This is a genomic window from Sphingobium vermicomposti, from assembly GCF_011762025.1.
Taxonomy (GTDB): Bacteria; Pseudomonadota; Alphaproteobacteria; order Sphingomonadales; family Sphingomonadaceae; genus Sphingobium; species Sphingobium vermicomposti.
The window spans coordinates 22,913-48,173 of record NZ_JAASQR010000004.1; the positions used below are offsets into that span (position 1 = coordinate 22,913).

General features: G+C 61.5%; 27 protein-coding genes. 13 read left to right on the forward strand and 14 right to left on the reverse strand.

Annotated elements, in window-relative coordinates:
- Positions 1-324 precede the first annotated feature (324 nt).
- The 4 genes from FHS54_RS13580 to FHS54_RS13595 form a co-directional block, all read right to left on the reverse strand.
- Positions 325-1,368, reverse strand: coding sequence for an alcohol dehydrogenase catalytic domain-containing protein (locus tag FHS54_RS13580; RefSeq protein ID WP_167304545.1), 1,044 nt, complete (start codon positions 1,366-1,368; stop codon positions 325-327).
- Positions 1,369-1,530: 162 nt separating this feature from the next.
- Positions 1,531-2,298 carry an enoyl-CoA hydratase-related protein gene (locus FHS54_RS13585; RefSeq protein WP_167304547.1) on the reverse strand — a complete coding sequence of 256 codons (768 nt, stop codon included), beginning with the start codon at positions 2,296-2,298 and terminating at the stop codon, positions 1,531-1,533.
- A gap of 59 nt (positions 2,299-2,357) precedes the next feature.
- Positions 2,358-3,287 (reverse strand): electron transfer flavoprotein subunit alpha/FixB family protein, encoded by a 930-nt coding sequence (locus FHS54_RS13590; RefSeq protein WP_167304549.1) that lies wholly within the window; start codon positions 3,285-3,287, stop codon positions 2,358-2,360.
- 108 nt (positions 3,288-3,395) lie between these two features.
- A complete protein-coding gene (locus FHS54_RS13595; protein WP_167304551.1) occupies positions 3,396-4,145 on the reverse strand; it encodes an electron transfer flavoprotein subunit beta/FixA family protein in 750 nt (249 codons plus the stop codon).
- Positions 4,146-4,337: 192 nt separating this feature from the next.
- Here FHS54_RS13595 and FHS54_RS13600 point away from each other — a divergent pair, with 192 nt between their 5' ends.
- The 7 genes from FHS54_RS13600 (at position 4,338) to FHS54_RS13630 (ending at position 10,509) form a co-directional block, all read left to right on the forward strand.
- Entirely contained in the window at positions 4,338-5,777 is a 1,440-nt protein-coding gene (locus tag FHS54_RS13600) for a 3-oxoacyl-[acyl-carrier-protein] synthase III C-terminal domain-containing protein (RefSeq protein WP_167304553.1), read from the forward strand.
- A gap of 14 nt (positions 5,778-5,791) precedes the next feature.
- Complete coding sequence (locus FHS54_RS13605) at positions 5,792-6,988, forward strand: acetyl-CoA acetyltransferase (RefSeq protein WP_167304555.1); 1,197 nt, start codon at positions 5,792-5,794, stop codon at positions 6,986-6,988.
- Positions 6,988-7,443 carry a MaoC family dehydratase gene (locus FHS54_RS13610; protein WP_167304557.1) on the forward strand — a complete coding sequence of 152 codons (456 nt, stop codon included), beginning with the start codon at positions 6,988-6,990 and terminating at the stop codon, positions 7,441-7,443. The genes FHS54_RS13605 and FHS54_RS13610 overlap by 1 nt, the downstream gene beginning before the upstream one ends.
- A complete protein-coding gene (locus FHS54_RS13615) occupies positions 7,440-8,333 on the forward strand; it encodes an HpcH/HpaI aldolase/citrate lyase family protein (protein ID WP_167304559.1) in 894 nt (297 codons plus the stop codon). Before FHS54_RS13610 ends, FHS54_RS13615 begins: the two co-directional genes overlap by 4 nt.
- Positions 8,326-9,495: an acyl-CoA dehydrogenase family protein gene (locus FHS54_RS13620; RefSeq protein WP_341785976.1), complete on the forward strand. Its 1,170-nt coding sequence runs from the start codon at positions 8,326-8,328 to the stop codon at positions 9,493-9,495. The genes FHS54_RS13615 and FHS54_RS13620 overlap by 8 nt, the downstream gene beginning before the upstream one ends.
- Positions 9,496-9,653: 158 nt before the next feature.
- Complete coding sequence (locus FHS54_RS13625; RefSeq protein WP_167304561.1) at positions 9,654-10,178, forward strand: MarR family winged helix-turn-helix transcriptional regulator; 525 nt, start codon at positions 9,654-9,656, stop codon at positions 10,176-10,178.
- A 28-nt stretch (positions 10,179-10,206) separates the two neighbouring features.
- Positions 10,207-10,509 carry a YciI family protein gene (locus FHS54_RS13630; protein WP_208405012.1) on the forward strand — a complete coding sequence of 101 codons (303 nt, stop codon included), beginning with the start codon at positions 10,207-10,209 and terminating at the stop codon, positions 10,507-10,509.
- 174 nt (positions 10,510-10,683) lie between these two features.
- Here FHS54_RS13630 and FHS54_RS13635 read toward each other — a convergent pair whose 3' ends face one another.
- A complete protein-coding gene (locus FHS54_RS13635) occupies positions 10,684-11,712 on the reverse strand; it encodes an MDR family NADP-dependent oxidoreductase (protein ID WP_167304563.1) in 1,029 nt (342 codons plus the stop codon).
- 169 nt (positions 11,713-11,881) lie between these two features.
- On the opposite strand from FHS54_RS13635, the gene FHS54_RS13640 reads away from it, so the two are divergent.
- On the forward strand, positions 11,882-12,742 hold the full coding sequence (locus tag FHS54_RS13640) for a MaoC/PaaZ C-terminal domain-containing protein (protein ID WP_167304565.1): 861 nt from the start codon (positions 11,882-11,884) through the stop codon (positions 12,740-12,742).
- 27 nt (positions 12,743-12,769) lie between these two features.
- On the opposite strand, the gene FHS54_RS13645 is transcribed toward FHS54_RS13640, so the two are convergent.
- The 5 genes from FHS54_RS13645 to FHS54_RS13665 form a co-directional block, all read right to left on the reverse strand.
- Positions 12,770-14,380: a class I adenylate-forming enzyme family protein gene (locus tag FHS54_RS13645; RefSeq protein ID WP_167304567.1), complete on the reverse strand. Its 1,611-nt coding sequence runs from the start codon at positions 14,378-14,380 to the stop codon at positions 12,770-12,772.
- Positions 14,367-15,299, reverse strand: coding sequence for a 3,5-dioxohexanoate:acetyl-CoA acetone transferase (kce, locus tag FHS54_RS13650; protein ID WP_167304569.1), 933 nt, complete (start codon positions 15,297-15,299; stop codon positions 14,367-14,369). Before kce ends, FHS54_RS13645 begins: the two co-directional genes overlap by 14 nt.
- 55 nt (positions 15,300-15,354) lie before the next feature.
- A complete protein-coding gene (locus FHS54_RS13655) occupies positions 15,355-15,585 on the reverse strand; it encodes a biotin/lipoyl-containing protein (protein WP_167304571.1) in 231 nt (76 codons plus the stop codon).
- Between the two features lie 108 nt (positions 15,586-15,693).
- Positions 15,694-16,809: an alkene reductase gene (locus FHS54_RS13660; protein WP_167304573.1), complete on the reverse strand. Its 1,116-nt coding sequence runs from the start codon at positions 16,807-16,809 to the stop codon at positions 15,694-15,696.
- 86 nt (positions 16,810-16,895) lie between these two features.
- The gene (locus FHS54_RS13665) at positions 16,896-17,798 is read right to left on the reverse strand and encodes an SDR family NAD(P)-dependent oxidoreductase (RefSeq protein WP_167304574.1); all 903 of its coding nucleotides are present in this window, start codon (positions 17,796-17,798) and stop codon (positions 16,896-16,898) included.
- A gap of 213 nt (positions 17,799-18,011) precedes the next feature.
- Here FHS54_RS13665 and FHS54_RS13670 point away from each other — a divergent pair, with 213 nt between their 5' ends.
- The 3 genes from FHS54_RS13670 to FHS54_RS16560 all read left to right on the forward strand — a co-directional run bounded on the left by FHS54_RS13670 (position 18,012) and on the right by FHS54_RS16560 (position 19,495).
- On the forward strand, positions 18,012-18,794 hold the full coding sequence (locus FHS54_RS13670) for an SDR family oxidoreductase (protein ID WP_167304576.1): 783 nt from the start codon (positions 18,012-18,014) through the stop codon (positions 18,792-18,794).
- Between the two features lie 110 nt (positions 18,795-18,904).
- A complete protein-coding gene (locus tag FHS54_RS13675; protein WP_243855772.1) occupies positions 18,905-19,174 on the forward strand; it encodes an SDR family NAD(P)-dependent oxidoreductase in 270 nt (89 codons plus the stop codon).
- A gap of 195 nt (positions 19,175-19,369) precedes the next feature.
- Positions 19,370-19,495, forward strand: a complete 126-nt coding sequence (locus FHS54_RS16560; protein WP_279589141.1) for a hypothetical protein — start codon at positions 19,370-19,372, stop codon at positions 19,493-19,495.
- Positions 19,496-19,507: 12 nt separating this feature from the next.
- On the opposite strand, the gene FHS54_RS13680 is transcribed toward FHS54_RS16560, so the two are convergent.
- The 4 genes from FHS54_RS13680 to FHS54_RS13695 form a co-directional block, all read right to left on the reverse strand.
- Positions 19,508-20,632 carry an acyl-CoA dehydrogenase family protein gene (locus FHS54_RS13680; protein ID WP_167304577.1) on the reverse strand — a complete coding sequence of 375 codons (1,125 nt, stop codon included), beginning with the start codon at positions 20,630-20,632 and terminating at the stop codon, positions 19,508-19,510.
- Between the two features lie 4 nt (positions 20,633-20,636).
- Positions 20,637-21,842, reverse strand: a complete 1,206-nt coding sequence (locus FHS54_RS13685) for an acyl-CoA dehydrogenase family protein (protein WP_167304579.1) — start codon at positions 21,840-21,842, stop codon at positions 20,637-20,639.
- Positions 21,843-21,945: 103 nt separating this feature from the next.
- Entirely contained in the window at positions 21,946-22,743 is a 798-nt protein-coding gene (locus tag FHS54_RS13690) for an enoyl-CoA hydratase/isomerase family protein (RefSeq protein WP_167304581.1), read from the reverse strand.
- A gap of 117 nt (positions 22,744-22,860) precedes the next feature.
- On the reverse strand, positions 22,861-23,391 hold the full coding sequence (locus FHS54_RS13695) for a MarR family winged helix-turn-helix transcriptional regulator (RefSeq protein ID WP_167304584.1): 531 nt from the start codon (positions 23,389-23,391) through the stop codon (positions 22,861-22,863).
- A gap of 205 nt (positions 23,392-23,596) precedes the next feature.
- Here FHS54_RS13695 and FHS54_RS13700 point away from each other — a divergent pair, with 205 nt between their 5' ends.
- Positions 23,597-24,403: an enoyl-CoA hydratase-related protein gene (locus FHS54_RS13700; RefSeq protein WP_167304586.1), complete on the forward strand. Its 807-nt coding sequence runs from the start codon at positions 23,597-23,599 to the stop codon at positions 24,401-24,403.
- A gap of 106 nt (positions 24,404-24,509) precedes the next feature.
- Positions 24,510-25,259, forward strand: a complete 750-nt coding sequence (locus FHS54_RS13705) for an SDR family NAD(P)-dependent oxidoreductase (RefSeq protein WP_167304588.1) — start codon at positions 24,510-24,512, stop codon at positions 25,257-25,259.
- Positions 25,260-25,261 lie beyond the last annotated feature (2 nt).

Below are 25,261 nucleotides of genomic sequence, written 5' to 3' on the forward strand. Positions count from 1 at the left end.
TGTCTTTGGACGCGTGCGCGGTGGCACGCCAGCGTTCGGAGCAACATCGATGATCGTCGCCAGCGCCCACTCATGGGGCGCACATCCTCCGCTGTCGGCAGCGAACCTATACTCGCCTTGGCCAGTGGACTGCCTATTACAACATGCAGCGACCACCGTCAGGGCTGGCGCGGCAAGCCTCAGTAGATGCTTATTGACCTGTCTAAGTTGAGCCTCTGGAGTAATTATCCCAACTTAGCCCGTGTAGAATTCTTACCACATGCCGACGCAGGACTGGATGACAGGATAAAGGGCGCTATTGCCGTGATCCGTGCCACCATGGACCTAATTTCCGGTCGTCATCTCCACTACAAAGCGATATTTGACGTCATTGCGCCGCAGCCGGTCGAGCGCCTGATTGATCTGGGCGAGGGGCACCAACTCGATTTCAGGCATGACGTCGTGGGCGGCGCAAAAGTCGATGACTGCCTGCGTTTGATCAAGGCCCCCGATCAGTGATCCCGCGATGCATTTCTGTCCGAACACGACCGACAGATTGGCGATCTGCAGCCCGCCCGGCCCGATGCCAAGAAGGCACAGCGTTCCTTCCGGCCTCAGCGCCTCGATATAGCCGTCAATGTCATGCTGTGCGGACACGGTGTCGAGGATGAAGTCCAGCGTGCCTGCAGCAACAGCCATCGCCACCCCATCATTCGACAGGATAGCGTTGTGCGCGCCAAGCCGCATCGCGTCGACCACCTTCGCTTCTGACGTGGTGAAGACGGTGACATCCGCTCCCAGGGCGACCGCTAGCTTCACTGCCATGTGGCCAAGTCCGCCCAGCCCGACGATGCCGACCTTGCTGCCCGGCCCCACCCGCCATTTCTGCAATGGCGACCAGACGGTGATGCCCGCGCACAGGATCGGCGCGGCCTGGGCGCTGTCCATGGTCTGGGGAATTTTGAGAACATAGTCCTGATCGGCGACGTAGTTTGTCGAAAATCCGCCCCAGGTGCGATGATCCCCGTCCTTTTCAGTGCCGTTGAACGACGGGATCATGGCGATGCACATCTGTTGCCTGTCGGACAGGCAGGGGCCGCATGACCGGCAGCTGTCGATATAGCAGCCGATGGCGGCCTTGTCGCCGACCTGGAACCGATCAACTTCATCGCCGATGGCGGTTACGACCCCCACAATCTCATGGCCGGGGACCACCGGAAAGCAGCTATTGCCCAGATCGTCATCGATGGCATGCAGGTCGGAATGGCAAATGCCGCAATGGGTGATCGTCATGACAATGTCGTGCGGACCCGGCTCGCGTCGCTCGAACGCCATCGAAACGAGCGGCGCGCCCGATTGTGATGCGGCATATCCTGTGGATTGAAGCACGTCTCGATCCTCTTTCCTATGCGCCCTCGATGGTGTTCAGGCGTTCTCGATCTACATCAATATCCAACTAATGTCAGTCATTGCAAACCAGGCTATCCACATAATGAGGCGCAGATATATGTCCCGATATTTGTTTCTGAGTGGCGTCGGATGCCAAACGGGTCAGGACGTCCAGCGTGCAGGACGTTTCTGCGAGAAGGCCAGGGGGCCTTCCCTCGCATCTGCACTCTCCCGCCATTCTGCAAATTCGGGATAGCTGGCCTGATGCGCGAGTGCCTTTGCAACGGAAGGCTCGTCAAGGCCACGCATCATCGCCTGCTTCGACGCGCGAATTGCGGCGGGGGATGCGCGCAATATGTCGGCGCAATAGCTTGCCACCGCCGACTGCAGATCATCAGGTCGAACGACCTCATTGACGAAACCCAGCCGATGCCCTTCGGTCGCGCTGATGACGCGGGACGTTAGTATCAGTCCGGCCGCTTGCTTCAGGCCAATCTGCCGCGCCAGCCGGTGCAGGCCGCCGCCCAGCGCGACCATTCCCGCGAGTGGTTCAGGCAGCCCGAAACTGGCGGTATCCGTCGCAATGATGATGTCGCAGGCAAGGGCCAGTTCAAACCCGCCGCCAAGGGCATAGCCGTTGACGGCGGCGATAACGGGTTTGGCCATGTCGAACCGCTGGGTCAGCCCCGCATAGCCATGGTCGGGATAACGCATGTTCAGGACATCGAATTTTAGGTCGCTGCCTGCACAAAAGGCGCGGTCGCCAGCCCCGGTGACGACCGCGATCATCGCATCGGGATCCTGCGCGAATCCGTTGAAAGCTGCTTCCAGATCGTGATGCATGTCCGGGGTCAGGGCGTTATGTGAGGCCGGGCGGTTCAGCACAATGTGCGTGACCGCGCCGTCTGTGCTGACCTCAACATATGACATGCGCCACGTTCCTTTCTGTCGGTGGGCGCGTGGCGGAGCGTCACTCCCGCCTCGACGTGTCAGACTTTCCCGGTCAATTCCGGCACGACCTTGAACAGATCACCAACCAGACCGATGTCCGCGACCTGGAAGATCGGTGCATCCTCATCCTTGTTGATGGCGATGATGGTCTTGCTATCCTTCATCCCCGCCAGATGCTGGATCGCGCCGGAAATGCCGACAGCGATATAGACTTCCGGCGCCACGATCTTGCCGGTCTGGCCGACCTGATAGTCGTTGGGCACATAGCCCGCATCAACCGCAGCACGCGAAGCGCCCACCGCCGCGCCCAGCTTGTCCGCCAAGGGATAAATGACCTCTTCAAAGGTCTCGCCATCCTTCAGCGCACGGCCACCCGACACGATCACCTTGGCGCTTGTCAGTTCCGGCCGCTCCTGCTTGGCGATCTCCGCCCCGACGAAGGACGAAATGCCCTTGTCACCCGTCGAGGCAACAGCTTCCACCGCGCCCGAACCGCCCTCGCGCGTCGCCTTCTCAAAAGCGGTGCCGCGAACGGTGATGACCTTCTTCGCGTCCTTCGACTTGACCGTCGCGATCGCATTGCCCGCGTAGATCGGGCGCGTGAACGTGTCTTCGCTCTCGACCGACAATATGTCGCTGATCTGCATCACGTCGAGCAGAGCCGCAACGCGCGGCGCGATATTCTTGCCGTTGCTGGTGGCAGGCGCGACGAACGCGTCATGGCTACCCATCAGTTCAACGACCAGCGGCGCGACATTTTCAGCCAGCGCATGGCCGAAAGCTGCATCATCGGCGACATGGACCTTGCCCACGCCCGCGATCTTCGCGGCTGCTTCACCCACGCCACCGACGCCAGCGCCAGCGACCAGCAGATGCACTTCACCCAGCTTTGCAGCAGCGGTGACGGCGGAGAGGGTCGCGTCCTTGACGGCGCCGCCCTCATGTTCAACCCATACCAGAGTCTTCATATTCTCGATCCTCTATCACCGTTCGCCCTGAGCTTGTCGAAGGGCCTTTCTTCTCTTGACAGGAAGCAGGCTTCGACAGGCTCAGCCCGAACGGGCTTGGAATGATGGTCAGGCAGCGACGCCCAGAGCTTTCAGCTTCGCGACCAGTTCATCGACATCGGCGACCTTGACGCCGGCCGAGCGCTTGGCCGGTTCGACCACCTTCAGCGTCTCCAGACGAGCGCCGATGTCCACGCCATAATCAGCAGGCGCCTTGGTCGCGAGCGGCTTGCTCTTCGCCTTCATGATGTTGGGCAGCGACGCATAGCGCGGCTCGTTCAAACGCAGGTCGGTGGTGACGATCGCGGGGACGTTCAGCTTGACCGTCTCCAGGCCGCCATCGACTTCGCGGGTGACGCTGACCTTGTCGCCTTCGACCTCTACCTTGCTGGCGAACGTGCCCTGAGGCAGGTTCAGCAGCGCGGCGAGCATCTGGCCGGTCTGGTTGCTGTCATCGTCGATCGCCTGCTTGCCCAGGATGATCAGGCCAGCGCCTTCCTCTTCCTGCACCTTGGCGAGCAGCTTGGCGACGCCCAGCGGTTCGACTTCATCATCCGTCTGGATCAGGATCGCGCGATCCGCGCCCATCGCCAGCGCGGTACGCAGCGTCTCCTGCGCCTTGGCAACGCCGATCGATACCGCCACGACCTCGGTCGCCACGCCCTTTTCCTTCAGGCGAATGGCTTCCTCGACCGCGATCTCGTCGAACGGGTTCATGCTCATCTTGACGTTCGCCAGATCGACGCCCGTGCCGTCCGCCTTCACCCGCGGCTTCACATTATAGTCAATGACCCGCTTCACGGGCACAAGGATCTTCATGAATCCTCTCCATAGGTTCGTAGGTATATGGTATACTACAAAACGATATCGCGCTCGTAAAGCCGAAGTGCGTCAATAAGCCACTTGCGTAAAATACCCTAGCGTACTAAATCGAGTCATCGGCTTATATGAGGCTGTCTCGACGACGGGTGTCCGGGCGTCGTCGGCCGCGTCCTTGAACAGGTGAGGTGGATGACTCAACTCGGCATTTCTCGTTATGGGGCCTATGTTCCCCGTCTCAGGCTGGACCGTGCCGCCATCGCGGCGGCGCACGGGTGGATGGCGCCGGGCTTGCGTGGGCAGGCAAAGGGCAGCCGGGCCTTCACCAGCTGGGACGAAGACGCGATCACCATGGGGGTGGAGGCGGCGCGCGATGCGCTGTCCGGGACAAGCCTGGAAGAGGTCAAGGCGGTTCGCCTGGCATCGACGAACCTGCCTTATGCCGACTTGCAGAATGCGGCGATCGTGGCGCGAGCCATAGGCGCACCGGATGGCGTCGGCACATCGGACGCGGCGGGATCGCAGCGGGCGGGGACATCTGCCCTGCTTCAGGCGCTCAAGGGCACCGAGTCCGCGCTGGTCATCGCGTCCGATAATCCGTTCGGCAAGCCAGCGAGCGGGCAGGAAATGAGCTTTGGCGCGGGCGCAGCCGCCTTCCTGCTTTCGCAAAGCGACGTGGTCGCGCGGCTGATCGGATCGGCGTCATTGGCGGAGGTTTTTGTCGATCACTTCCGCGCCACCGACGCCCAGAGCGACTATGGCTGGGAAGAACGCTGGGTCCGGGATGAGGGCTATGCGAAGATCGTGCCCCGCGCGGTAAAGGCCGCGCTCGCCCAGGCGCAGCTTTCGATCAGCGACATCCAGCATTTCGTGATGCCATCCTACCTCAAGGGCGCGGCGGAGATGGTGGCCAAGTCACTGCAATTCGGCGGCACGGTCGCAGGCGCGCTGGACGACGGGGTCGGCTATGCCGGGGCCGCCCACGCGCTGCTGATGCTGGCCGCGACCTTGGAAAAGGCTCAACCGGGCGAACGCATCCTGCTGATCGGCTTTGGTCAGGGCGCGGACGTTCTGATCTTTCAGGCAACCGATGCCATCGCCGCAAACCGCCCCGCGCGGGGCGTTGCGGGTGCCATTGCCGACGCCCTGCCGACTGACAGCTATCTGCGGATGCTGTCCTTCTACGGAGGGCTGGACGCCGAATGGGGCATGCGTTCGGAAAAGAACGCCAAGACGGCACTGACCGAGCAATATCGGTCTGCGTACCAGATGGAAGGGTTCAATGCGGGCAAGTGCGGCAGTTGCGGCGCAGTCCAGTTCCCGCAGATGCAATATTGCGTGCAATGCCACGCGCCGAGCGAGAATTTCTCCAACATATCGCTGAAGGATCAGGAGGCCGAAGTACTGACATCGACTGCCGACTGGCTGTCCTATCATCCATCGCCGCCGCTCTGGGTCGGCTTCGTCAAGTTCGACAACGGCGCGCGCGTGCTGATGGAGATGGTCGACATCGGCAAGGATGGGATCGACACGGGGGACAAGGTCCGCATGGTCTTCCGCATCAAGGAGAAGGACCGCCAGCGGGGCTACAACCGCTACTTCTGGAAATCGACCCCGCTGAGCGCGGCCTGAGGAGTTTTCAAGACATGGCGACAGGCATCAAGGACAAGGTAGCCATTTTGGGAATGGGCTGCTCCAAATTCGGCGAGCGATGGGACGCGGGATCGCCGGAGCTGATGAAGGAGGCGTTTGACGAAGCGCTGGCGGATGCGGGGATCGAACGGAGCCAGATCGAAGCGGCCTGGTTCGGTTGCTGGGGTGACGGCGTCAACGTCGGCAACAGCGCCATTCCCGCCGCGATGGCGCTGCGGCTTGAAGGCATTCCCGTGACCCGCGTCGAAAATATGTGCGCCACCGGCACCGAAGCGCTGCGCGGCGCGGCCTATGCCGTCGCGTCGGGCGCGGTCGATATCGCGCTCGCCATCGGGTCGGAAAAGCTGAAGGACACCGGCTTTGGCGGCCTGCCCCCGCCATTCAAGGGGACGTTCAACGACATGTGGATGCCGATGGGCTCCGCGCCCGCAGGCTTTGCCCAGCTCGCTCCCTACTACCGCGCCAAATATGGCACGAGCAAGGATGAGCTGAAACGGGCCATCAGCCATGTGTCGTGGAAAAGCCACCAGAATGGCGTGCACAGCCCCAAGGCGCATTTCCGCAAGGCCGTGTCGATGGAAACCATCATGAACGCGCCGATGATCTCCGATCCGCTGGGTCTGTTCGATTGTTCGGGCGTGTCGGACGGGTCGGCCTGCGCCATCGTGACGACGCCGGAAATCGCCCGCGCCATGGGCAGGAAAGATCTGGTGACGATCAAGGCGTTGCAGCTTTCCACCAGTTCGGGCCGGGAAACGCAGACCAACGACTGGGACGGCAGCTATGTCGCCAACACCCGCAACGCGGCGGCCCGCGCCTATAAGGAAGCGGGCATTACCGACCCCAAGGCACAGGTCAGCCTCAGCGAAGTGCATGACTGTTTTTCGATCACCGAACTGGTGACGATGGAGGATCTGGGCTTTTCCGATGATGGCCGGGCGGTATTCGACATATTGGATGGCCGATATGATCGGGACGGCGCAATACCGTGCCAGATTGACGGCGGCCTCAAATGCTTCGGCCACCCGATCGGCGCTTCGGGCCTGCGCATGGCCTATGAAGTCTACAGCCAGCTGCTGGGCCGGGCCGGGGAGCGGCAGCTTTCCAGCCCGTCCATCGGACTGACCCACAATCTGGGCGGTGTTCCTTATCAGGGCATCGCCGCCATCTCTATATTGGGGCTTGCGTGATGCCTGGAGTCTGGTTCGACGAACTTGAAGTGGGTATGCTTTTCGAGCATCCCATCCGCCGCACGATCACCGAAACGGACAATGTCCTGTTTTCGTGCATGACCCATAATCCGGCGCTGCTGCACCTGGACGAAGAATATATGAAGGGCACGCCCTTCGGTCAGCGGCTGGTCAATTCGGCCTTCACCCTGGGTCTGATGGTCGGCATTTCCGTCGGCGATACGACGCTGGGCACGGCGGTCGCGAACCTTGGCTGGGACGAAGTGCGCTTCCCCAACCCGCTTTTCCACGGGGACACGATCCACGTCACCAGCGAAGTCATCGATCTGCGGGAGTCGAAGTCACGGCCCGAAGCCGGGATCGTGACCTTCCTGCACAAATGCTACAATCAAAAGGATGAACTGGTCGCATCCTGCAAGCGATCCGGCCTCCAGATGAAGAGGCCAGCGTCATGACGCTACCGATCCGTTCCTTCCTCTTCATTCCCGGCGACAGCGAAAAGAAGCTGGGCAAGGTGGACGGCGTCGCCGCCGATGCCTTCATCCTGGACTTGGAAGACGCTGTCGCGCTCGCGCGCAAGCCTGCGGCACGCGAAATGGTGCCCGCTTTCATCAAGGATCGGCCGCGCGCGACCCGCAAGTCCCAGCTTTGGGTCCGGGTCAATCCGCTCGACACGCCCTGGACGCTGGAAGATCTTGCCGCGATTGCCCCGTCGGCACCCGATGGGATCATGCTGCCCAAGGTCAACGGGCCGGAGGATGTCGCCCAGGTCAGCCATTATCTGAGCGCCTTGGAAACGGCGTCAGGAGTCGAACCGGGGTCGATCAAAATCCTGCCGGTCGCGACGGAAACGGCGGTTTCCCCCTTCCGCCTCGGCGATTATGCGGCGGCGCGGCTGGAACGGCTCTATGGCCTGACATGGGGAGCGGAGGATCTAAGCTCCGCCATCGGCGCGAGCGGCAATATAGACGCAACCGGCGAATGGACGCACACTTACAAGATGGTGCGTTCGCTCTGCCTGCTGGGCGCGCATGCAGCGGGTGGCGAGGCGGTGGACACGCTCTATGTCGATTTCCGCGACCCCGAAGGATTGCGGGCATCGTGCAAGGCTTCGCGGGCGGAGGGCTTTTCCGGGCGGGTGGCAATCCATCCCGCGCAGGTGGACATCATGAACGAGTGCTTCTCGCCCTCGCCGGAGGAAGTGGATTTCGCCCGCAAAGTGGTCGAACTGTTCGCGGCCAACCCGGACTCCGGCACATTGGGACTGGACGGCAAGATGTTGGATATCCCGCATTTGAAGCAAGCTGAAAGAACATTGGCAATGCACGAGGCGCGCCGTGGCTGACGGACAGATGCATGACGATGGCGGACGCGGCATTTTTTCCGCCGAACATGAACAATTCCGGGCAACCGTCGCTCGCTTCGTGGACGATGAACTGGTCCCGCACCATCATCAGTGGGAAAAGGATGAAGTCGTTCCCCGCGAAGTGTGGAAGCGGGCGGGCGAAGTGGGCATATTGTGCCCCAATGTCCCTGAGGAATATGGCGGTTTCGGCGCGGACTGGCTCTACAATGTCGTCGTCATAGAGGAATTGGCGAAGAAAGGGATTACTGGCCCCGGCTTCACGGTCCATTCCGAAATGGTCGCACCCTATATATTGGCGGCGGGGACTGAGGAGCTTAAGCGCGAAGTCCTGCCCCGCATGGTGTCGGGCGAATGCATTGGCGCATTGGGGCTGACCGAACCCGGCGCAGGCTCCGACGTCAAGGAAGTCCGCACGCGCGCGGTGCGCGATGGCGACGACTATGTACTGAATGGGCAAAAAGTATATATTTCCAACGGCCAATTGGCCGACATCATGGTCTGCGCGTGCAAGACTGATCCGGCGGCGGGGGCAAAGGGCGTCAGCCTGATCGCCATCGACACGCATCAGCCCGGCTTCAAGCGCGGCCGTAATCTGGAAAAGATCGGCCTCAAGGCGCAGGATACGTCGGAAATTTTCCTGGAGGACGCGCGCGCCCAGTCATGGCGGCTGATGGGCCGGGAAGGCGGCGGCTTTGGCATCATGATGGGGAAGCTGGCGCAGGAAAGGTTGACCCAGGCCGTTCGCAGCATTTGCGTGGCGGAGGCCGCGCTGGAATGGACCGTCGCCTACACCGCTGAACGCAAGATGTTCGGTCAGACGCTGGCGGATTTCCAGAATACGCAGTTCGTTCTGGCCGAACTGTCAGCCGAAATCCTGTCGGCGCGCACCTTCACCGACTGGTGCATCAAACGCTTTCTAGCGGGGAATTTGACCGGGGTCGAAGCGGCGAAGGTGAAACTGGTTGTCACCAATCTGCATGTGAAGGTCGTGGACCAGTGCCTGCAATTTTTCGGCGGCTATGGCTATATGACCGAATATCCCATCGCGCGCGCCTATATCGACGCGCGGATCGTCCGCATCGCCGGCGGCGCGGCAGAGGTGATGAAGCAGATCATCGGCAGAGACCTTTTCGGCAAATGACGGTGGCTGGCAGACGGGACTTTGTCAGAAGGCCATCGGGGCCTCATCATATGCTTGCTGATTATGGGGATTCCTATCATATGCTACTGATAGTTAGATCCATATAGCGATCGGCGGGTGACGATGACGCGCTGAACGCCTCAAACCGGATGGTGAGAATGACGAAAACGCTGAAGGCCGCCGCTCCGAAGAAGACGCCCAAGAGACCATCTGCGAAACAATTCACGTTCGGCTATCTGGTCCACGACGTGTCGCGCATCCGGCGCACCGTGATGGACTTGCTGATGCGTCCCTATGGCATCACGCGGTCGCAATGGTCGGTGCTGAGCACGCTGTCGCGCGCCGGTAATGACGGGATGATGCAGGTCGATCTCGCTCGGCTGATGGAAGTGGGCAAGGTGACGGTCGGTGGACTGATCGACCGGCTGGAAGCATCGGGCCATGTGGAACGCAAGGCGGACGCCAAGGACCGCCGGGCCAAGCGCGTGTTCATCACTGAACAGGGGTTCGATGTCATCGGGTTGATGATCGAATTGGCGGCCACCACGAACCGCCGCATTCTGGAAGGCGTATCCGACGCGGACAGGGAAGTCTGTGAAGATGTTCTGCTGCGGGTAAAGCAGAATCTGAAGGACGTTCTGCGCGAACAAGGTGGCTTGAACCTGCTGGAAAGCGAAGACTGAGCCATTTGGCGAGGGAGCCAGGAAGATCATGTTTTTCATCATTCTGGCGGCGGATCGGCCCGGCGCTCTGCCCTTGCGGCTGGAACATCGTCAGCGCCATCTCGACTATTGGCTGGCGCAGGGCGCTGCGGTGAAGGTTGCGGGCGCGATGCTGGACGGCGACAGCCCGGACGCCAGCCCCAAAGGCAGCTCCTTCCTGCTGGAGGCGCAGGATGAACCTGCCGTCCGGGCGCTGCTGGCGGCTGACCCCTTCACCATCGAAGGCGTGTTTACGGGCGACTTCATCGTGCAACCGGTGCGGCCCGCCATCGGAGAGTGGCGGCGCGACTGAGAACAAGAGCGAAGTATGTTCAATCGGAAATCGCGCCGTTCGGGTTGAGCTTGTCGAAGCCTTTTTCTTCTGACGCGTGGTGCCTGAAGAAGTAGAGCTTTCCGACAGGCTCAGGGCGAACGAAGGAAAGTGATTTCGATTCAACCCTCATTCTAGTGCTGGCCGGAGAAGCCGTCAGTCCTCGCCAATATATACCAGCGTCTTGGGTGCGTTGCTGTCCGCGAACAGCGCCTCCAACGATCCGCTGATCCGGTCGATGCCCGCTTCCACATGATCGTGGAACTTCAATTCTCCCGCCAGGACCATGTCGGTCAGCCGCTCTATGGCTTCGGGGAACCGGGCGACATGGTCGAAGATGACGAAGCCGCCGCAGGTCAGCGCGCGCATCAATATCTCGCGTTCGTTGCGCAGGCCCGTGGGTGGCGGACTCCAACTGGGCGTCGCTGCCGTCCCGCAATGGACGATCCTGCCGTGCCGGGCCATGGCGCGTATGGCCGTGTCCAATATCGGCCCGCCGGTATTGTCGAAATAGATGTCGAACCCCTCCGGTCGCGCTTCTGCAAGCACCGAAGCCAGATCAACCGACTTGTAATTATAGGCCGCGTCATAGCCATAATCGGCCAGGCACAGCTTCACCTTGTCGTCATTCCCGGTAAGGCCGACCACATATGCCCCGGCGCGATGGGCGATCTGGCCCACGACGCTGCCCACCGTCCCCGCCGCCGTCGAAACCAGCATGCCTGCGCCATCATAGGGCGGGGCGATGTCACCCAGGGCCAGCCACGCCGTGACGCCGGGCATGCCAAGCACTCCGGCATAGGCCGAAAGCGGGGCAAGCGGCTTTTCGATATGCGACAGCAGGTCAGCGCGGGTCGCGACCTTATAATCCTGCCATCCCAGGAAGCCGTAGACGATGTCGCCCGGCCTGATGCCGCTGTCGCGGCTGTCCAGCACCACCCCCACCGAAAGCGCGCGCATCGGCTCCCCCAGCGGCGTCAACGCAGGGTTGGCGGCCCAGCCCCGCTGCACCGGATCGGCGGCGAGATAAAGGTTGCGGACCAGGAACATGCCCTCACCGGGTGACGGGACTTGTGCGTCCCTGCGGGCGAAATCGGCGGCAACGGGGCTGCCCATGGGGCGGCGGGAAAGGATGACCTGCCGGTTGATGGGGTCCGTCTTGAAGGGCGGGATAAATCCCTGCATGCCTGGGTCCTACTCACATTTACGCATGTGGTACGCTAGCAATCTAAATGGACAGGGTCAACGCAGGAGGTTGCCAAACCAGCACTAATGCGTATGGTACTATGACGCACCATATATCACCCGTCGCCCCTTGCGGATGGATGACGGAAAGCTAGCGGAGGGATGACAGTTGGATATTGACAAGATCAGGAACCTGACGATTGAACCGATCGTCCAATCCTATGACAAGCGTGACACGATCCTCCACGCGCTGGGGCTGGGCTATGGCCTCGACCCGCTCGATGAAGCGGAGTTGCCCTTCGTCTATGAAAAGGAACTGCGCTGCCTGCCTTGCTTCGCGAACATCCTGTGCCACCCCGGTTTCTGGGCGCAGCGGCCTGAATTCGGCATCGACTGGGTCAAGATATTGCACGCAGAGCAGCACCTGACCATGCACAAGCCGATGCCGCCGACCGGCACGATCCGGGGCGAATATCGGGTCGCAGGCGTGGAGGACAAGGGCGAGGGGCGCGGCGCGCTGCTCCACCAGGAAAAGGCTTTATACGACACCGCGACGGGGGATCATCTGGCCACCGTGCGATCGACGCTGTTCATGCGCGGCAATGGCGGGGAAGGCGGCTTTGGCGATCCCATCCCAGCCGCAGAGCCGGTGCCGGAGGGAAAAGCCGATGCCGTGGTAGAAATTACGACGCGTCCGGGACAGGCCCTGATTTACCGGTTGAGCGGCGACTGGAATCCGCTCCACGCCGAACCTGCGATCGCGCGCAAGGCCGGTTTCGACAGGCCGATCCTGCACGGCCTGTGCACCAAGGGGCTGGCGAACCGCGCGGTGCTGGCCCATTATTGCGACAATGACGTGGCACGCTTCAAAAGCATGTTCGTCCGCTTCAGCAAGCCGGTCATGCCGGGCGAAACGATCCGCTTCGAATTTTATGAGCAGGGCGGCGGCGCGCTCCGTTTCCGCGCCGTGGCCGCCGAACGGGATGTGGTGGTGCTCGACCGCTGCTCGGCGCAGGTCAGCGTAAACTAGCAGGGGGGGAGGGGCGCCGTGCGCGCCCTATTCCTTATCCATGAAATGCTTGCGCACCAGCGCCCGCTGCACCTTGCCCGATGCAGTGCGGGGAAGCGTGATGCCGACCTCGATCCGGCGCGGGATCTTGTACGCGGCCAGAGACAGGCGCGCAAAAGCGATGATGTCTTGCAGATCAACCTCATGCCCCGGCCGCAATTCCAGCGCAGCGGTCACCCCTTCGCCCCATTTGGCATGAGGCAGGCCGAACACCGCGCAGTCCATCACCGCCGGATGATCGCGCAGAACCGCCTCGACCTCAGCGGGATAGACATTTTCCCCGCCCGACACGATCATATCCTTGATCCGGTCGGTCAGGAACAGGTAGCCGTCCTCGTCCAGCCGCCCGCCGTCGCCAGACCGATACCAGCCATCGATCAGCGCTTCGGACGTCGCCTTCGGATTGTTCCAATATTCGATCATCACGCTGGGCGCCTTGACCCAGATTTCGCCGGGCTGCCCCACGGGCAAAAGCCGCCCTTGCGCATCCCGAATGGCGACGCTGAACCCCGGCAGCGGATGGCCGACCGACCGGAGCAGATGAACGCGACTAATGTCATGCTCGTCCGGCCCCAGGATGGACATGGTGCCGGTAATTTCCGTCATCCCATAATATTGCAGGAAACGACAGCCGATGCGGGCGACGGATCGCTCCAGCAGGGCCGGGTCCATCGACGCCGCGCCATAATGAATTCCGCGCAATGTCGGCACCCGGACGGCGCGCGCGTCCATCTCTGCGATCAACCCGCGCACCAGCGTCGGCACGATGAAGGTGCGGGTGACGCCGAAGGTCAGACAGGCGTCCAATATGGTGGCGGGCGCAGTGTCCGCGATCACATGCACGGTCGCCCCGCGCACCAGTGCGGTGCAAACCCATGACATGCCCCCGATATGAAAGGTGGGCAGGGGAGAGAGCAGGATTTCATCATCCCCCCAGTCGGCGAAATAGCCTGACATATTTTCGACATGGCGGTGGATGCCGAATGCATATTGCGACGTGACGACGCCCTTGGGTCGCCCGGTCGTGCCGCTGGTATAGAGTTGCAGGCATGGCGCGCGCGGGTCCAGCGGAGCGCGCGGCGCTGGCTGCGCCGCCGCGATCCGGCTACGCAGCCCCTGCGGGCCGTCATCATCCACGACCAACAGGGGCAGGCCGCGCTGATCGGCATCCTTGATCAAAGGAAGAAATTCGCGATCCGCAACGATCAGGGTCACGGCGCTGTCTTCCAGCACATAGGCCGTTTCCGGCGCGGTGTTGCGCCAGTTGATCGGGACCAGAACCGCTCCGGCGCGAATGGCGCCGATCAATATCAGGAAGAAAAGATCGTTATTCTTGCCCAGATAGGCCAGGCGACCGCCGCGCCCGACGCCATGTTCCGCCAGCAGGGTGACGACTGCGTTACAGCCCCGGTCCAGATCGGCATAGGTCCAACTGCGGTCGCCAAAGACGATAGCCGGTTTACCGGGCGCGCGCGCCGCCCCTACATTGGGATAATCCGACGGCAGGATGAGGCCGCTATCGTCCAGCGGCGGACCTTCCACAATCGCCATGCCCTGTTCCAGCGAGCCGCTGTCGGCCCCATCGTCAGAATGCGACATCGTCTCCACCCTTTGTCTGCATCAGCGCGCGGGCTTCGTCCGGGGTGGCCACCGTCAGGCTCAATTCTTCCAGCACGCGCCGGATCTTGGCAACCTGTTCGGCGTTGGACGTGGCGAGCTTGCCCTTGCCTGCATACAGGCTGTCCTCCAACCCCACGCGCACCGATCCGCCCAGCAACGCCGACAGGGTGATGAGGCGCATCTGGTGCTTGCCCGCCGCCAGCGCGGAAAAGATGAAGTCTTCGCCAAACAGACGATCGGCGGTCGACTTCATATGCATCACATTTTCAGGATCAGGCCCGATGCCGCCCAATATGCCGAACACGCCCTGGATGAAGAAGGGCGGCTCGACCATCTTGCGATCGACAAAATGCGCCAGATTGTAGAGGTGAGCGACGTCATAGCATTCAAATTCGAACCGGGTGCCCTGGTCCGACAATTGCGTCATCGCCTGTTCGATCTGGGCAAAAGTGTTCGACAGGATGAAGTCCTTCGTCATTTCCAGATAGGGCTTTTCCCAATCGAACTGCCAATCGGAAATCTTGTCGCCCGCCCCGGAAATGTTGAAATTCACCGAACCCATGTTCATCGAACAGACTTCGGGCCTGAACATCCTGGCGGGGGCCAGCCGGTCGGCCAGGCTCATGCCCAGCCCGCCGCCGGTGGTGATGTTGACGATGGCGTCGGTGGACTGTTTGATCCGGGGCAGGAACTGGCGGAACAGCTCCGGGTCTTGCGACGGTTGTCCGGTTTCAGGGTTGCGGGCGTGCAGGTGCACCATCGCCGCTCCGGCCTCGACCGCCGCGATTGCCTCCGCCGCGATCTGGTCGGCGGTGATGGGCAGATGGGGCGTCATGCTGGGCGTGTGGATCGATCCTGTGACAGCGCAAGTGATGATGACCTTGTCGGTGCGTTTCATAGGCTATCGGCTGTACGCCGCCTCTCCAAACTATGGTTGTTCTTGCGAAGGATGATTACAGGATTTCACCCAAAATCGTGCCGACCGGATAGGTTTCGCCGATCTGTTTCAGGATTTTGAGCGTGCCGGACGCAGGCGCTTCGACTTCCTGGGTGGACTTGTCGCTTTCCAGCGCGAACAGCGGTTCGCCCTCTGTGACCGGGCCGCCATCGGCCACCAGCCATTCGGACAGAACCCCTTCGTTCATCGAAAAGCCGAGCTTGGGCAGCAGAATTTCGGTCGACATGAATATTTCTCCTTTCGCGGCGCGATCGTGACGCTGACGATTTCCGATAAGATATGCTAGCGAACTAAAACTGTCCACTTCCTTTCGCAGGGGCGGTCGTTCCCCAGCTCAAGTGGCGGGCGCGACGGTGGGATAGTCGGTGTACCCCTTCTCCTCCCCGATATAGGCATAATCGAAATTCGCATCGGCCAGCGGAAGCCCGTGCCTTATCCGCGCGACCAGGTCCGGGTTGGCGATATAGGGGCGGCCAAAGGAAATGGCGTCGGCCTTGCGCTGGGAGATGGCATCGCCCGCCGCAGGACCGTCAAAGCTGCCATTTTGAATGATCGTGCCCGAAAATACGGCACGCAGCCGATCCATCACGGGATAGACGGGCTTTTCCATGAAGCCCGATGCGATGGGTTCGATCAGGTGGATATAGGCCAGGCCATATTGTTGCGCGATCCGCCCAATGGCTTCGGTGAGCGCGCCGGGATCAGCATCGCCCATGCCCTTGCGCTCGCTGGTCGGGCTGACCCGCAGGCCAACCCTGCCGGGATCGACCTTGGCGATGACGGCTTCGATCACCTCGCGCAGCAACCGCACACGATTGTCGATGCTGCCGCCATAGCCGTCCTGCCGCCGGTTGGTCTTTGATTGCAGGAACTGGTCGATGATGTAGCCGTTCGCGCCGTGGATTTCGACGCCGTCAAATCCTGCGGCCTGCGCGTTGCTCGCGCCACGGCCATAGGCGGCGACCAACTGGTCGATATCCGCCTGGACCATTTCGCGCGGGACGACATAGGGCTTCATCGGCAGGAAGCCGCCCGTATAATCCTCTGGCGGGGGGGCCATGGTTTCGCCTTCGCCTGCTATGGGCGATGGTCCAATCGGCTGTTGCCCGCCAATATAGTCGGGCAGGACCAGTCGGCCCATGTGCCACAGCTGGCAATATATCCGCCCGCCCGCTTCATGGACCCGGTTCGTGATGCCCTTCCATGCGGTGGTCATCTCATCCGACCAGATGCCCGGTGCCCGATACCAGCCCATGCCCAGCGGATCGACGGCGGTCGCTTCGGAAATGATCAGGCCCGCGTCCGCGCGCTGGGCATAATATTCGCCCTGCAGCGGCGTCGGCACATGCCGGTCGTCGGCGCGGGCGCGGGTGAGCGGGGCCATGACCACGCGGTTGGGGATCTCCAGCGATCCGATTGTCAGGGGTTGAAACAGAGCTTCAAGAGACATGCCGCATTCCAGGAGATTTGCCATTTGGTGAAAGGGGGCGGCGGACTTTCGCCAGTCCGCCGCCCATCTATGTCAGTGCCAGCCGATCAGGGGTCCAGCCATTCGCCGGGGTTGATCCCGGCATTGCCGCGCGCGAACTTCAATATCTTGCTCACGCGTTCGCCCAGCACGGACGGGTCCTTCGACGCTTCGCAGCTGGGGCCATGTTGCCAGCTTTCGGCGACGGTGATGCCATAGCCCCAGACTTCGAACACACGGCCGCTGACATGGCTGGCTTCCGCGCTGGCAAGCCAGGCGACGAAGCCCGCGATCCATTCCGGGTCACGGCGCTCCAGCTGTTCGGGCGTCCATTCGCGCAGTCCCGCCGTCATGCGCGTTTCGGCGCGCGGGGCGATGGCGTTCACGGTGACGCCGATGCGCTGCAATTCGCGCGCGGCCACCTGGCTAAAGCTGGCGATCCCGCCCTTGGCTGCGGCGTAATTGGCCTGGCCGATATTGGCGAACAGGGCGGAATGCGACGTGGTGTTGATGACGCGGGCATCGGGCTGACGCCCGGCCTTGCTTTCCGTACGCCAATAGTTGGCGGCATGATGGGTCGGCGCAAATGTGCCCTTCAGGTGCACTTTGACGACGATGTCCCATTCCTCTTCGGTCATGTTGACCAGCATGCGGTCGCGCAGGATGCCCGCATTGTTGATCAGGATGTCCAGTCGGCCAAAGGTTTCGACCGCCTGGGCGACCATCTCGCGCGCATTGTCCCAACTGGACACGTCGCCGCCATTGACGACGGCCTCGCCCCCCATCGCCTTGATCTCGTTCACCACCTCCTGCGCAGGGGTCAGGTCGTCGCTACCGCCGCCCGCCGCATCGCCGCCCAGGTCGTTGACCACCACCTTCGCGCCATGTTCGGCGAGTTTCAGCGCATAGGTGCGGCCCACGCCACGGCCCCCGCCGGTTACAATGGCCACTCTGCCTTCCAGAAAACTCATGCCCTCTTCCTCACCTTCACAGGAATATTCATCTGGCCGACCGGGTCGGCCGTTTCAGTCGGGAAGGATTTTCGGTCACCGGCGCGGCTGCTGCTGCGTCGTTCCTCATCCAACCTGACCTCTTTACGGATCTAATCCGTATGCGTACTATATGCTTTAGATCGGATATGCAACATCTGTCGCGTAAGATCCGTCAAAGGAGAGGGCAGAAGCATGCCTATGCTGGAACAACAGATCATCATTGTCACCGGTGCTGCATCGGGCCTCGGTCGCGCTGCGGCGATCCGGTGCGCGACGGATGGAGCGCGGCTGTCTTTGGTGGATGTCAACCGCGCGGGGCTGGACGATGTGAAGGCCGAAGTGATCGCTTCATGTGCAAAGGCGGATGTCCTGACCGTGGAGGCCGACGTTTCGTCCGAAGATCAGGTTCGCGCCTATGTCGAACAGACTGTGGCGCGTTTCGGCGGGGTGGACGGATTCTTCAATAACGCCGGGATCGAAGATCGGCAGGCGACGACGCAGGATGTGGACGGCGCTTTTTTCGACCGCATCATGGCGGTCAATGCCAGGGGCGTCCTGTTCGGCATGAAACATGTCCTCAAAGTGATGGCGACCCAGGGCCATGGCCGCATCGTCAACACCGCGTCGGCGCTGGGAATCCGGGGTGCGGGGCGGCAGGCAGGCTACACCGCCAGCAAGCATGCGATTGTGGGCCTGACCCGCAACGCGGCGCTGGAATATGGCGCTCTGGGCATCGGCATCAACGCAATCGCTCCAGGTGCCATATTGACGCCCCTCGTCGAATCCTCGCTGCGACAGGTCGACCCGCATGACTGGCAGGCTGCCGCCAGCACCTTCGTCGCGCATAACCCCATGCGCCGCCTGGGAACGCCGGACGAAGTCGCATCCGTCGTCGCCTTCCTCCTGTCCGCCGATGCGGCCTTTGTAAACGGCGCGGTTATCCCGATCGATGGCGGCCAGTCGGCGCAATATTGAAGTGGTTAGCCGGAAAGAAAATATAGTACGCAACCATACCAATGTGGCGACTTCCATCACCGACGCACTCAATTCAATCCTCTGTTTCATTCATGGTTTCAGGAAGAAAAATGATGACGAAAATCACAGGCAAGGTCGCCATCGTTACCGGCGCGGGACAAGGTGTCGGTCGCGGAATAGCGCTGGCCCTGGCGTCGGGCGGAGCACGGGCAATGCTGGCAGGCCGCACAAAAGCCAAGCTGGACGGGGTGCGCGCTGAAATCATGGCAGCAGGCGGTGTACCCGCATATGAAGCAGCGCGGTGGCGGAGCGATCATCAACCTTGTTTCATCGACCGCCATCAACTGGGACACCAGCAGGACCGCAGCCTATTCCGCTAAACAGGTGATCGGCGCGATGACGCGGGCGTCGTCGTCCTGTTCCTGACGAGCGAAGATGCCGCCTACATTACCGGGGCGATGATCCCGGTGGATGGTGGGCAGGCAAATTGGCGGTGATGCAAGGGAGCGGCGCGATGAATGAAGAACGGTCCGCCGAAATCGTGCGGGCGATGCTCGTAATCGGCGGTGCTTATCATGATTTTGACATGGTGCGCCGCCGCCTGCTGGCTGGCGCGCGAATGGCTGATTGACGACATGGGACTTGTTACCCTGCGTGAGGCGGGCAATCAGGAGGTCGCCCTGCTGCGCGCCAACGGCTAGGCTGGACGGTTCCTAATCGGCGTCGGCCTTTTTCACCCGATCCGTCGCTTGCGCGAAGCGCGCCAGATGCAGATCGGCGTCACCAAGCTGTCGCGCGATTACGAACAGGCGGCGATAATGATGGCTGATGTTCAGTTCTTCCGTCACGCCTATGCCGCCATGAAGTTGGATAGCTTGCTGGCCGACGAACAGGCCACCGGTCGATGCCTGCACTTTCGCCGCTGACACGGCGGCGGCCCTGGCTGCATCGTTCCCATCCATAGCACCTAGCGCATGGAACAAGGCGGAGCGGGTCATTTCCACCTCTATCATCATGTCGGCCATGCGATGTTGGAGTATTTGGAAATTGCCGATGGCGGTGCCGAACTGTTTGCGGACCTTGAGGTAATCGCGCGTTGTCCAGAGCGCTGTGTCCATGATGCCCAAGGCTTCGCCACAAAGCGTGACGATGGCGTGGTCGACCGCCAGCGCGATGGCTTGGTCGGCATGTTTTCCTGTGGCCAGAAGTTGGGCGGGGGCGTTGTTTAGATGAATGTCGCAGACGTGCCGATTGTCGAGGGTGCGATAGGGGTGGAGGTTGACGCCGGTTTCGTTTGCGTTGACCAGATAGAGGTTGGTGTCTTTGCCATTGCGGGCTGAAACCATGAAGGAATCAGCGTATATTGCGCAGTCGACCAGCGACTTGGTTCCGGTGAGGCGGGGGGGCGATTCTGGCGGATTTGCGTGGGTTTCGACGATCCGCCAGTCGCCTCTGCCATTCGGTTCCTGCAAGGCGGGGGCGATGCGTTTTTCAGCCATGACCAGTTCTGTCAGCAGGGCCAGGGCTTCGTCGGTTCCGATGGCGGACAGCAATTGCGTCGCAAGAACATGAGCTGCAAAAGGCTCGGTCACCAGGCCACGGCCCAGTTCTTCGGCGATCAGCGCATTTTCCACCGCGCTGCCGCCAAAACCGCCCGCGTCTTCGGCAAGGCCCGCGCCCAGCCAGCCTAGTTCGGCGAAGGCCGACCAATGATCCGGCGCAACCCCCTGGGCCGACCGAATGATGGCGAAGCGTTTTTCCCAGTCATATTCGCGTTCGACAAAGCGTTTCACGCTGTCGCGCAGGGCGTCCTGTTCGGCTGTGTAGTTGAAGTCCATGATGTCACAGCTCCAGAACGGTCTTGGCGATGAGGGTGCGCTGAATTTCGTTCGCGCCGCCATAGATGGTGGTGGCGCGGCGGAACATCGCCTTGGCTGCGATGCCGATGCCGTGGCCGGGGGTCGGACCAGCGCCATCTGCCTGACCGACCATGCTGTATTCGGCGTGCGGATCGACATTGACGGCGATGCCCCTGTCGCCCAGCGCGTCGACTGCCAGATCGGCGACGCGTTGGCGTAGTTCGGAACCCCGGACCTTGACCAGCGAGGCGACCGACGCGCTGCCATGACCTTCGGATGTCAGGGCGCGCAGCACCGCGATTTCGAGCGATTTCGTGTCAATTTCGATGCGGGCGAGCTTCGCGCGGAAGATGGGGTCTTCGATCAGGGGTCGGCCGTTTTTCCGTTCGATCCGCGCAATTTCGCGCAATTGGGCGATGTCGCGGCGGGTGTGCGGTACTTCGGCGCTGTTGGTCCGTTCATTGCCGAGCAGGAATTTGGCGTGGGTCCAGCCTTGCCCCGCCTGTCCGATCAGATTTTCCACCGGAACGCGTACATCGTCGAAGAAAAATTCGTTGACGGTCAGCCCTTCGTCCAGCGTCCAGATGGGGCGGCGCGTGATGCCGGGGGTCTTCAGATCCACGACCAGCGAGGATATGCCCGCCTGCGGCTTGACGTTGGGATCGGTACGCACGAGCAGGAAGATCATGTCGGCATGATGCCCTTCGGTCGTCCAAGTCTTTTGCCCGTTGACGACAAAATGGTCGCCGTCCCGCACGGCACGGGTGCGAAGGGATGACAGGTCGGAGCCTGCACCCGGTTCCGAAAAGCCCTGCGCCCAGAATGTCTGGCCCAGCCGAATGCCGGGAAGATAGGCCTGCCGTTGTTCTTCAGAGCCGAAGGTGTAGACGACCGGCGCGACCAGTTCGGACCCGATGCGATCCGCCGTCGGGGCGTAGGCGCGGCGCATTTCATCTTCGAAGATGAACCGTTGCACGCCGTTCCAGCCCGGCCCCCCATAGGCCGCGGGCCAGTGCGGCACGGACCAGCCCTTGTCCGCGAGGATGCGGGTCCAGGCTGCCTGATCATCACGATGGGGGTGAAAGTCGTAGCGCCCGCGCTGCGCGAGGTCGGGCGGAAGGTTCGCTTCGACGAAAGCCCGAACCTCTGCCCGGAACGCATCATCCTCTTTGCTGTAGGCAGGATCCATCAGCCTCACCCATTTCCATTATAGTGCGTCCGCATACGATATCCTTAAACATCATCTGCGCGGAAACGCAAGGCGGAAAGGAGTCCGATGCCAGACCGGTCGATCAGCGCCCCTTAAAGGACGGATGTCGTTTTTCGCGGATGGCGCTCACGGCTTCGCCGAAATCGGCGGTGTAGGTCGCCAGCCCTTCATAGGCGACCCCGGCTTCGAAAACCGAGCTGAACAACTGGCGCAGCGCGATGTTGGTCACCGATTTGGTGTAGCGGATCGCCGATTGAGCGCCACGCGCCAGACGCCCCGCATATTTGGCGACATAATCGTCCAGTTCGGCGGCGGGAACGACGAAGCTGATCAGGTTGCACCGCTCTGCTTCGACCGCGCCAATCGCGTCGCCCGTCAGCAGATAATGTTTCGCTTTGCCAAAGCCTATCAACTGCGGCCAGATCAGCGCGCCGCCATCACCCGCCACCAGCCCCAGCTTGACGTGAGGGTCCGCGAAACGGACATGGTCGGCGGCAATGACGATGTCGCACAGCAGCGCGATGGACGCGCCAAAGCCGATGGCGTCGCCATTGACCTTTGCGATCACCGGCTTGGCACAGTCGAGCAACCCCATGACGATCCGCCGCATGCTTTTCGCTTCGTTGACAAAGGGTTCGCGTCGCCCGGCGGCCTGATCTTCCAGCCAGTCGAAATCCCCGCCCGCGCAGAATGCACCGCGTGACCCGGTGAGGATGATGACGTCGCTGTCGGGATCATCTGCGGCATCGAAGAAGACGCGCGCCATTTCCTCATGCAGGGCGGGGCTGATGGCGTTCAGGTCGTCCGGGCGGTTCATCCTGATGGTCAGTACGCGTCCATCACGCTCGAAGGCCAGCGCTTCATAATGTTCGAACTTCATGCACTCTCCCGTCGGTCGCTGGGTTTTTTTTGACCCTGCATGACCCCACATAACAGAAGCTAGGTCGCTAGCATACCATATCCTTGAGGCCACGGATATGGTTGGGTCGATCAATGGCTATTCAGGCAGGTCGGCGGCATCCGTCTCTTCGGACAGGCTGCTGGACAAGAGCCGGTTCGATTGTTCGAGAAGGTCGGTCAACATGGCGATCCGTTCGGGACCCAGTTGACGCAACAGCAGTTCGTCCTGCTCCAATGCCCCGATTCTCAGCGGGTCGCGCAGGGTCTGGCCCTTTGCGGTCAGGTGGACCATGGCGAGGCGCCGGTCGGCCGCGACGCGACGACGTTCTATGATTCCCGCTTTTTCGAGACGTTGTAAGGTCTGGCCGATCGTTGCCTTGCCGATTTCCAGTCGTCGGGCCAGTTCTACCTGCGACAGGGGTTCTTCCAGCCACAATTCCCCCAATACATAGGCCTGTGCTGGCGCAATTCCCGTGCTTCTGATTCGGTCAAGATAGTCGGCCTGCGTTATCCGGGCGAGCAATTGCGCCTGATAGGCCAATGTCATCTTGAACATCGGGAATGAGCATTGCGACGACGGGAGATCCGATTCCTGTTTTTTCTTCAACTTTGCGTTCGCGATCGCCATTCTCAATTCCCTTTATGCCATGCGCGGACTGTTGCCGACGAATCATGCCCGGCGTCGGCAATGTCCTGTCGATCGCGACCTTGCATCATGTATGTGGCCGTATCAATAAATGACATTTGTATGATGTGCCTCCATACTGTAGTGACGAATGTCAGGGAATGGAGGCAGCCATCACGCTGACCCATCAATATCGGGAGAGAATCAGGTGACTGGAAATATCGACACGCAATGGCCCTGTGACGGCGTCGCACTTATCACGGTGGGGGACGGCGGCGTGGCCGGGCACCTGGTCACCTGCGCGACCGTGACCGCATTGGCGGACGCATTGGAAGTTGTGATCGAGCAGAAGGCGCGGGTGATCGTACTGGCGTCGTCCGTCGAGGGCCATTGGCTGGAACATGCCTATCTGAGCGATATCGTGAACCTGGTCGAAGGGAAGCCGGCGAGTGGCGACCCGGCGGGATGGTTCCGTTCGCTTCAATTGCTCAATCGCGGACCCGCAGTGACGATTGCCGCCATAAATGGCGATACGTCGGGCGGCGGATGCGAGCTGGGCTGGGGTTGTGACCTGCGGGTCGCGGAAGAGCAGGCGCGGTTCAGCCAGCCCGAAGTCGCCATTGGCGCGGGCACGGGCATCGGCGGCACATCACGCCTGATGCGCCTGATCGGTCGGACTGTGACCGCCGAAGTTGTGCTGACGGCCCAGCCGCTGACGGCGCGGCGGCTGTATGAATTGGGCGGCCTTAACCGTCTGGTGCCCAAGGGCAAGGCGGTCGAGGAAGCGCTGACGCTCTCCCGGCACATTGCGTCTCTGCCGCCGCAGTCGGTCGCGGGCATGAAGAAGATGCTGGGCGAGGCGGAAGACCTGAACCAGAGCCAGGGTATCGAGAATGACCAGCTGATCAGCCAGGGCCTGTTCGCGCATCCCGACAGTCTGGTCAGCATGAAGGCGATTCAGGCGCGTTTCGATGCCGGCGAAAGCATGGATCAGCTGTATTGGAAAAACGACTAATGTCGGCTATTGATAATAGTATGCTAGCATAGTAATGAAGAATGATCGGCGCGGCGGCCCATTTGGCCACCACCGCCGGATGTAATCAGAAAATGGGAGAGGGTTCATGGATCTGGGCTTGTCAGGATTGAAGGTCATCATGGGCGGCGCGACGCGTGGGATCAGCCGCGCGGCGGCCAATCTGTTCGCGGCGGAAGGCGCGCAGCTGGGCCTGTTTTCACGCAATGGCGATGCGTTGGAAGAATTCAACAGCGAGCTGGGCGGCAAGGCCGTCACGCGCGAGTTCACGCTGGAGGATCGCGAAGGCTATAAATCCATGCTGACCGGGCTGGCTGATGAGCTGGGCGGGTGCGACATCTTCATCCATTCGATCAGTTCGTCCGGTGCGCAGGGCGCGATGGATTGGGACGAAAGCTATCGCATCGACATGCTGGGCGCGGTCGATGCGTGCGAGGCGCTGGAGCCATATCTGGAAAAGTCCGGTGCCGGGTCCGTCATCTTCATGTCGAGCACCGCCGCGATCGAGACGTTCCTGATGCCCCAGGCGTTCAACGCCATCAAGGCGGCGCTGATTACTTACGGTAAGCAGCTGTCGCAGGTTTGGGCACCCAAGGGCGTGCGCGTCAACATGGTGACCCCCGGCCCGATCAGCTATCCGGGCGGCAATTGGGAAGGCGCCAAGGCGTTGATGCCCGACCTTTACAACGGCATCGTCGCCCAGATTCCGATGGGACGGTTGGGTTCGCCGGAGGAGGTCGCCAAGTCGATCGCATTCCTGGCAAGCCCGGCGGCCGGTTATGTGACGGGGGCCAATCTGGTCATCGACGGGGGCTTCACGAAGCGCGTCCAGTTCTGAAC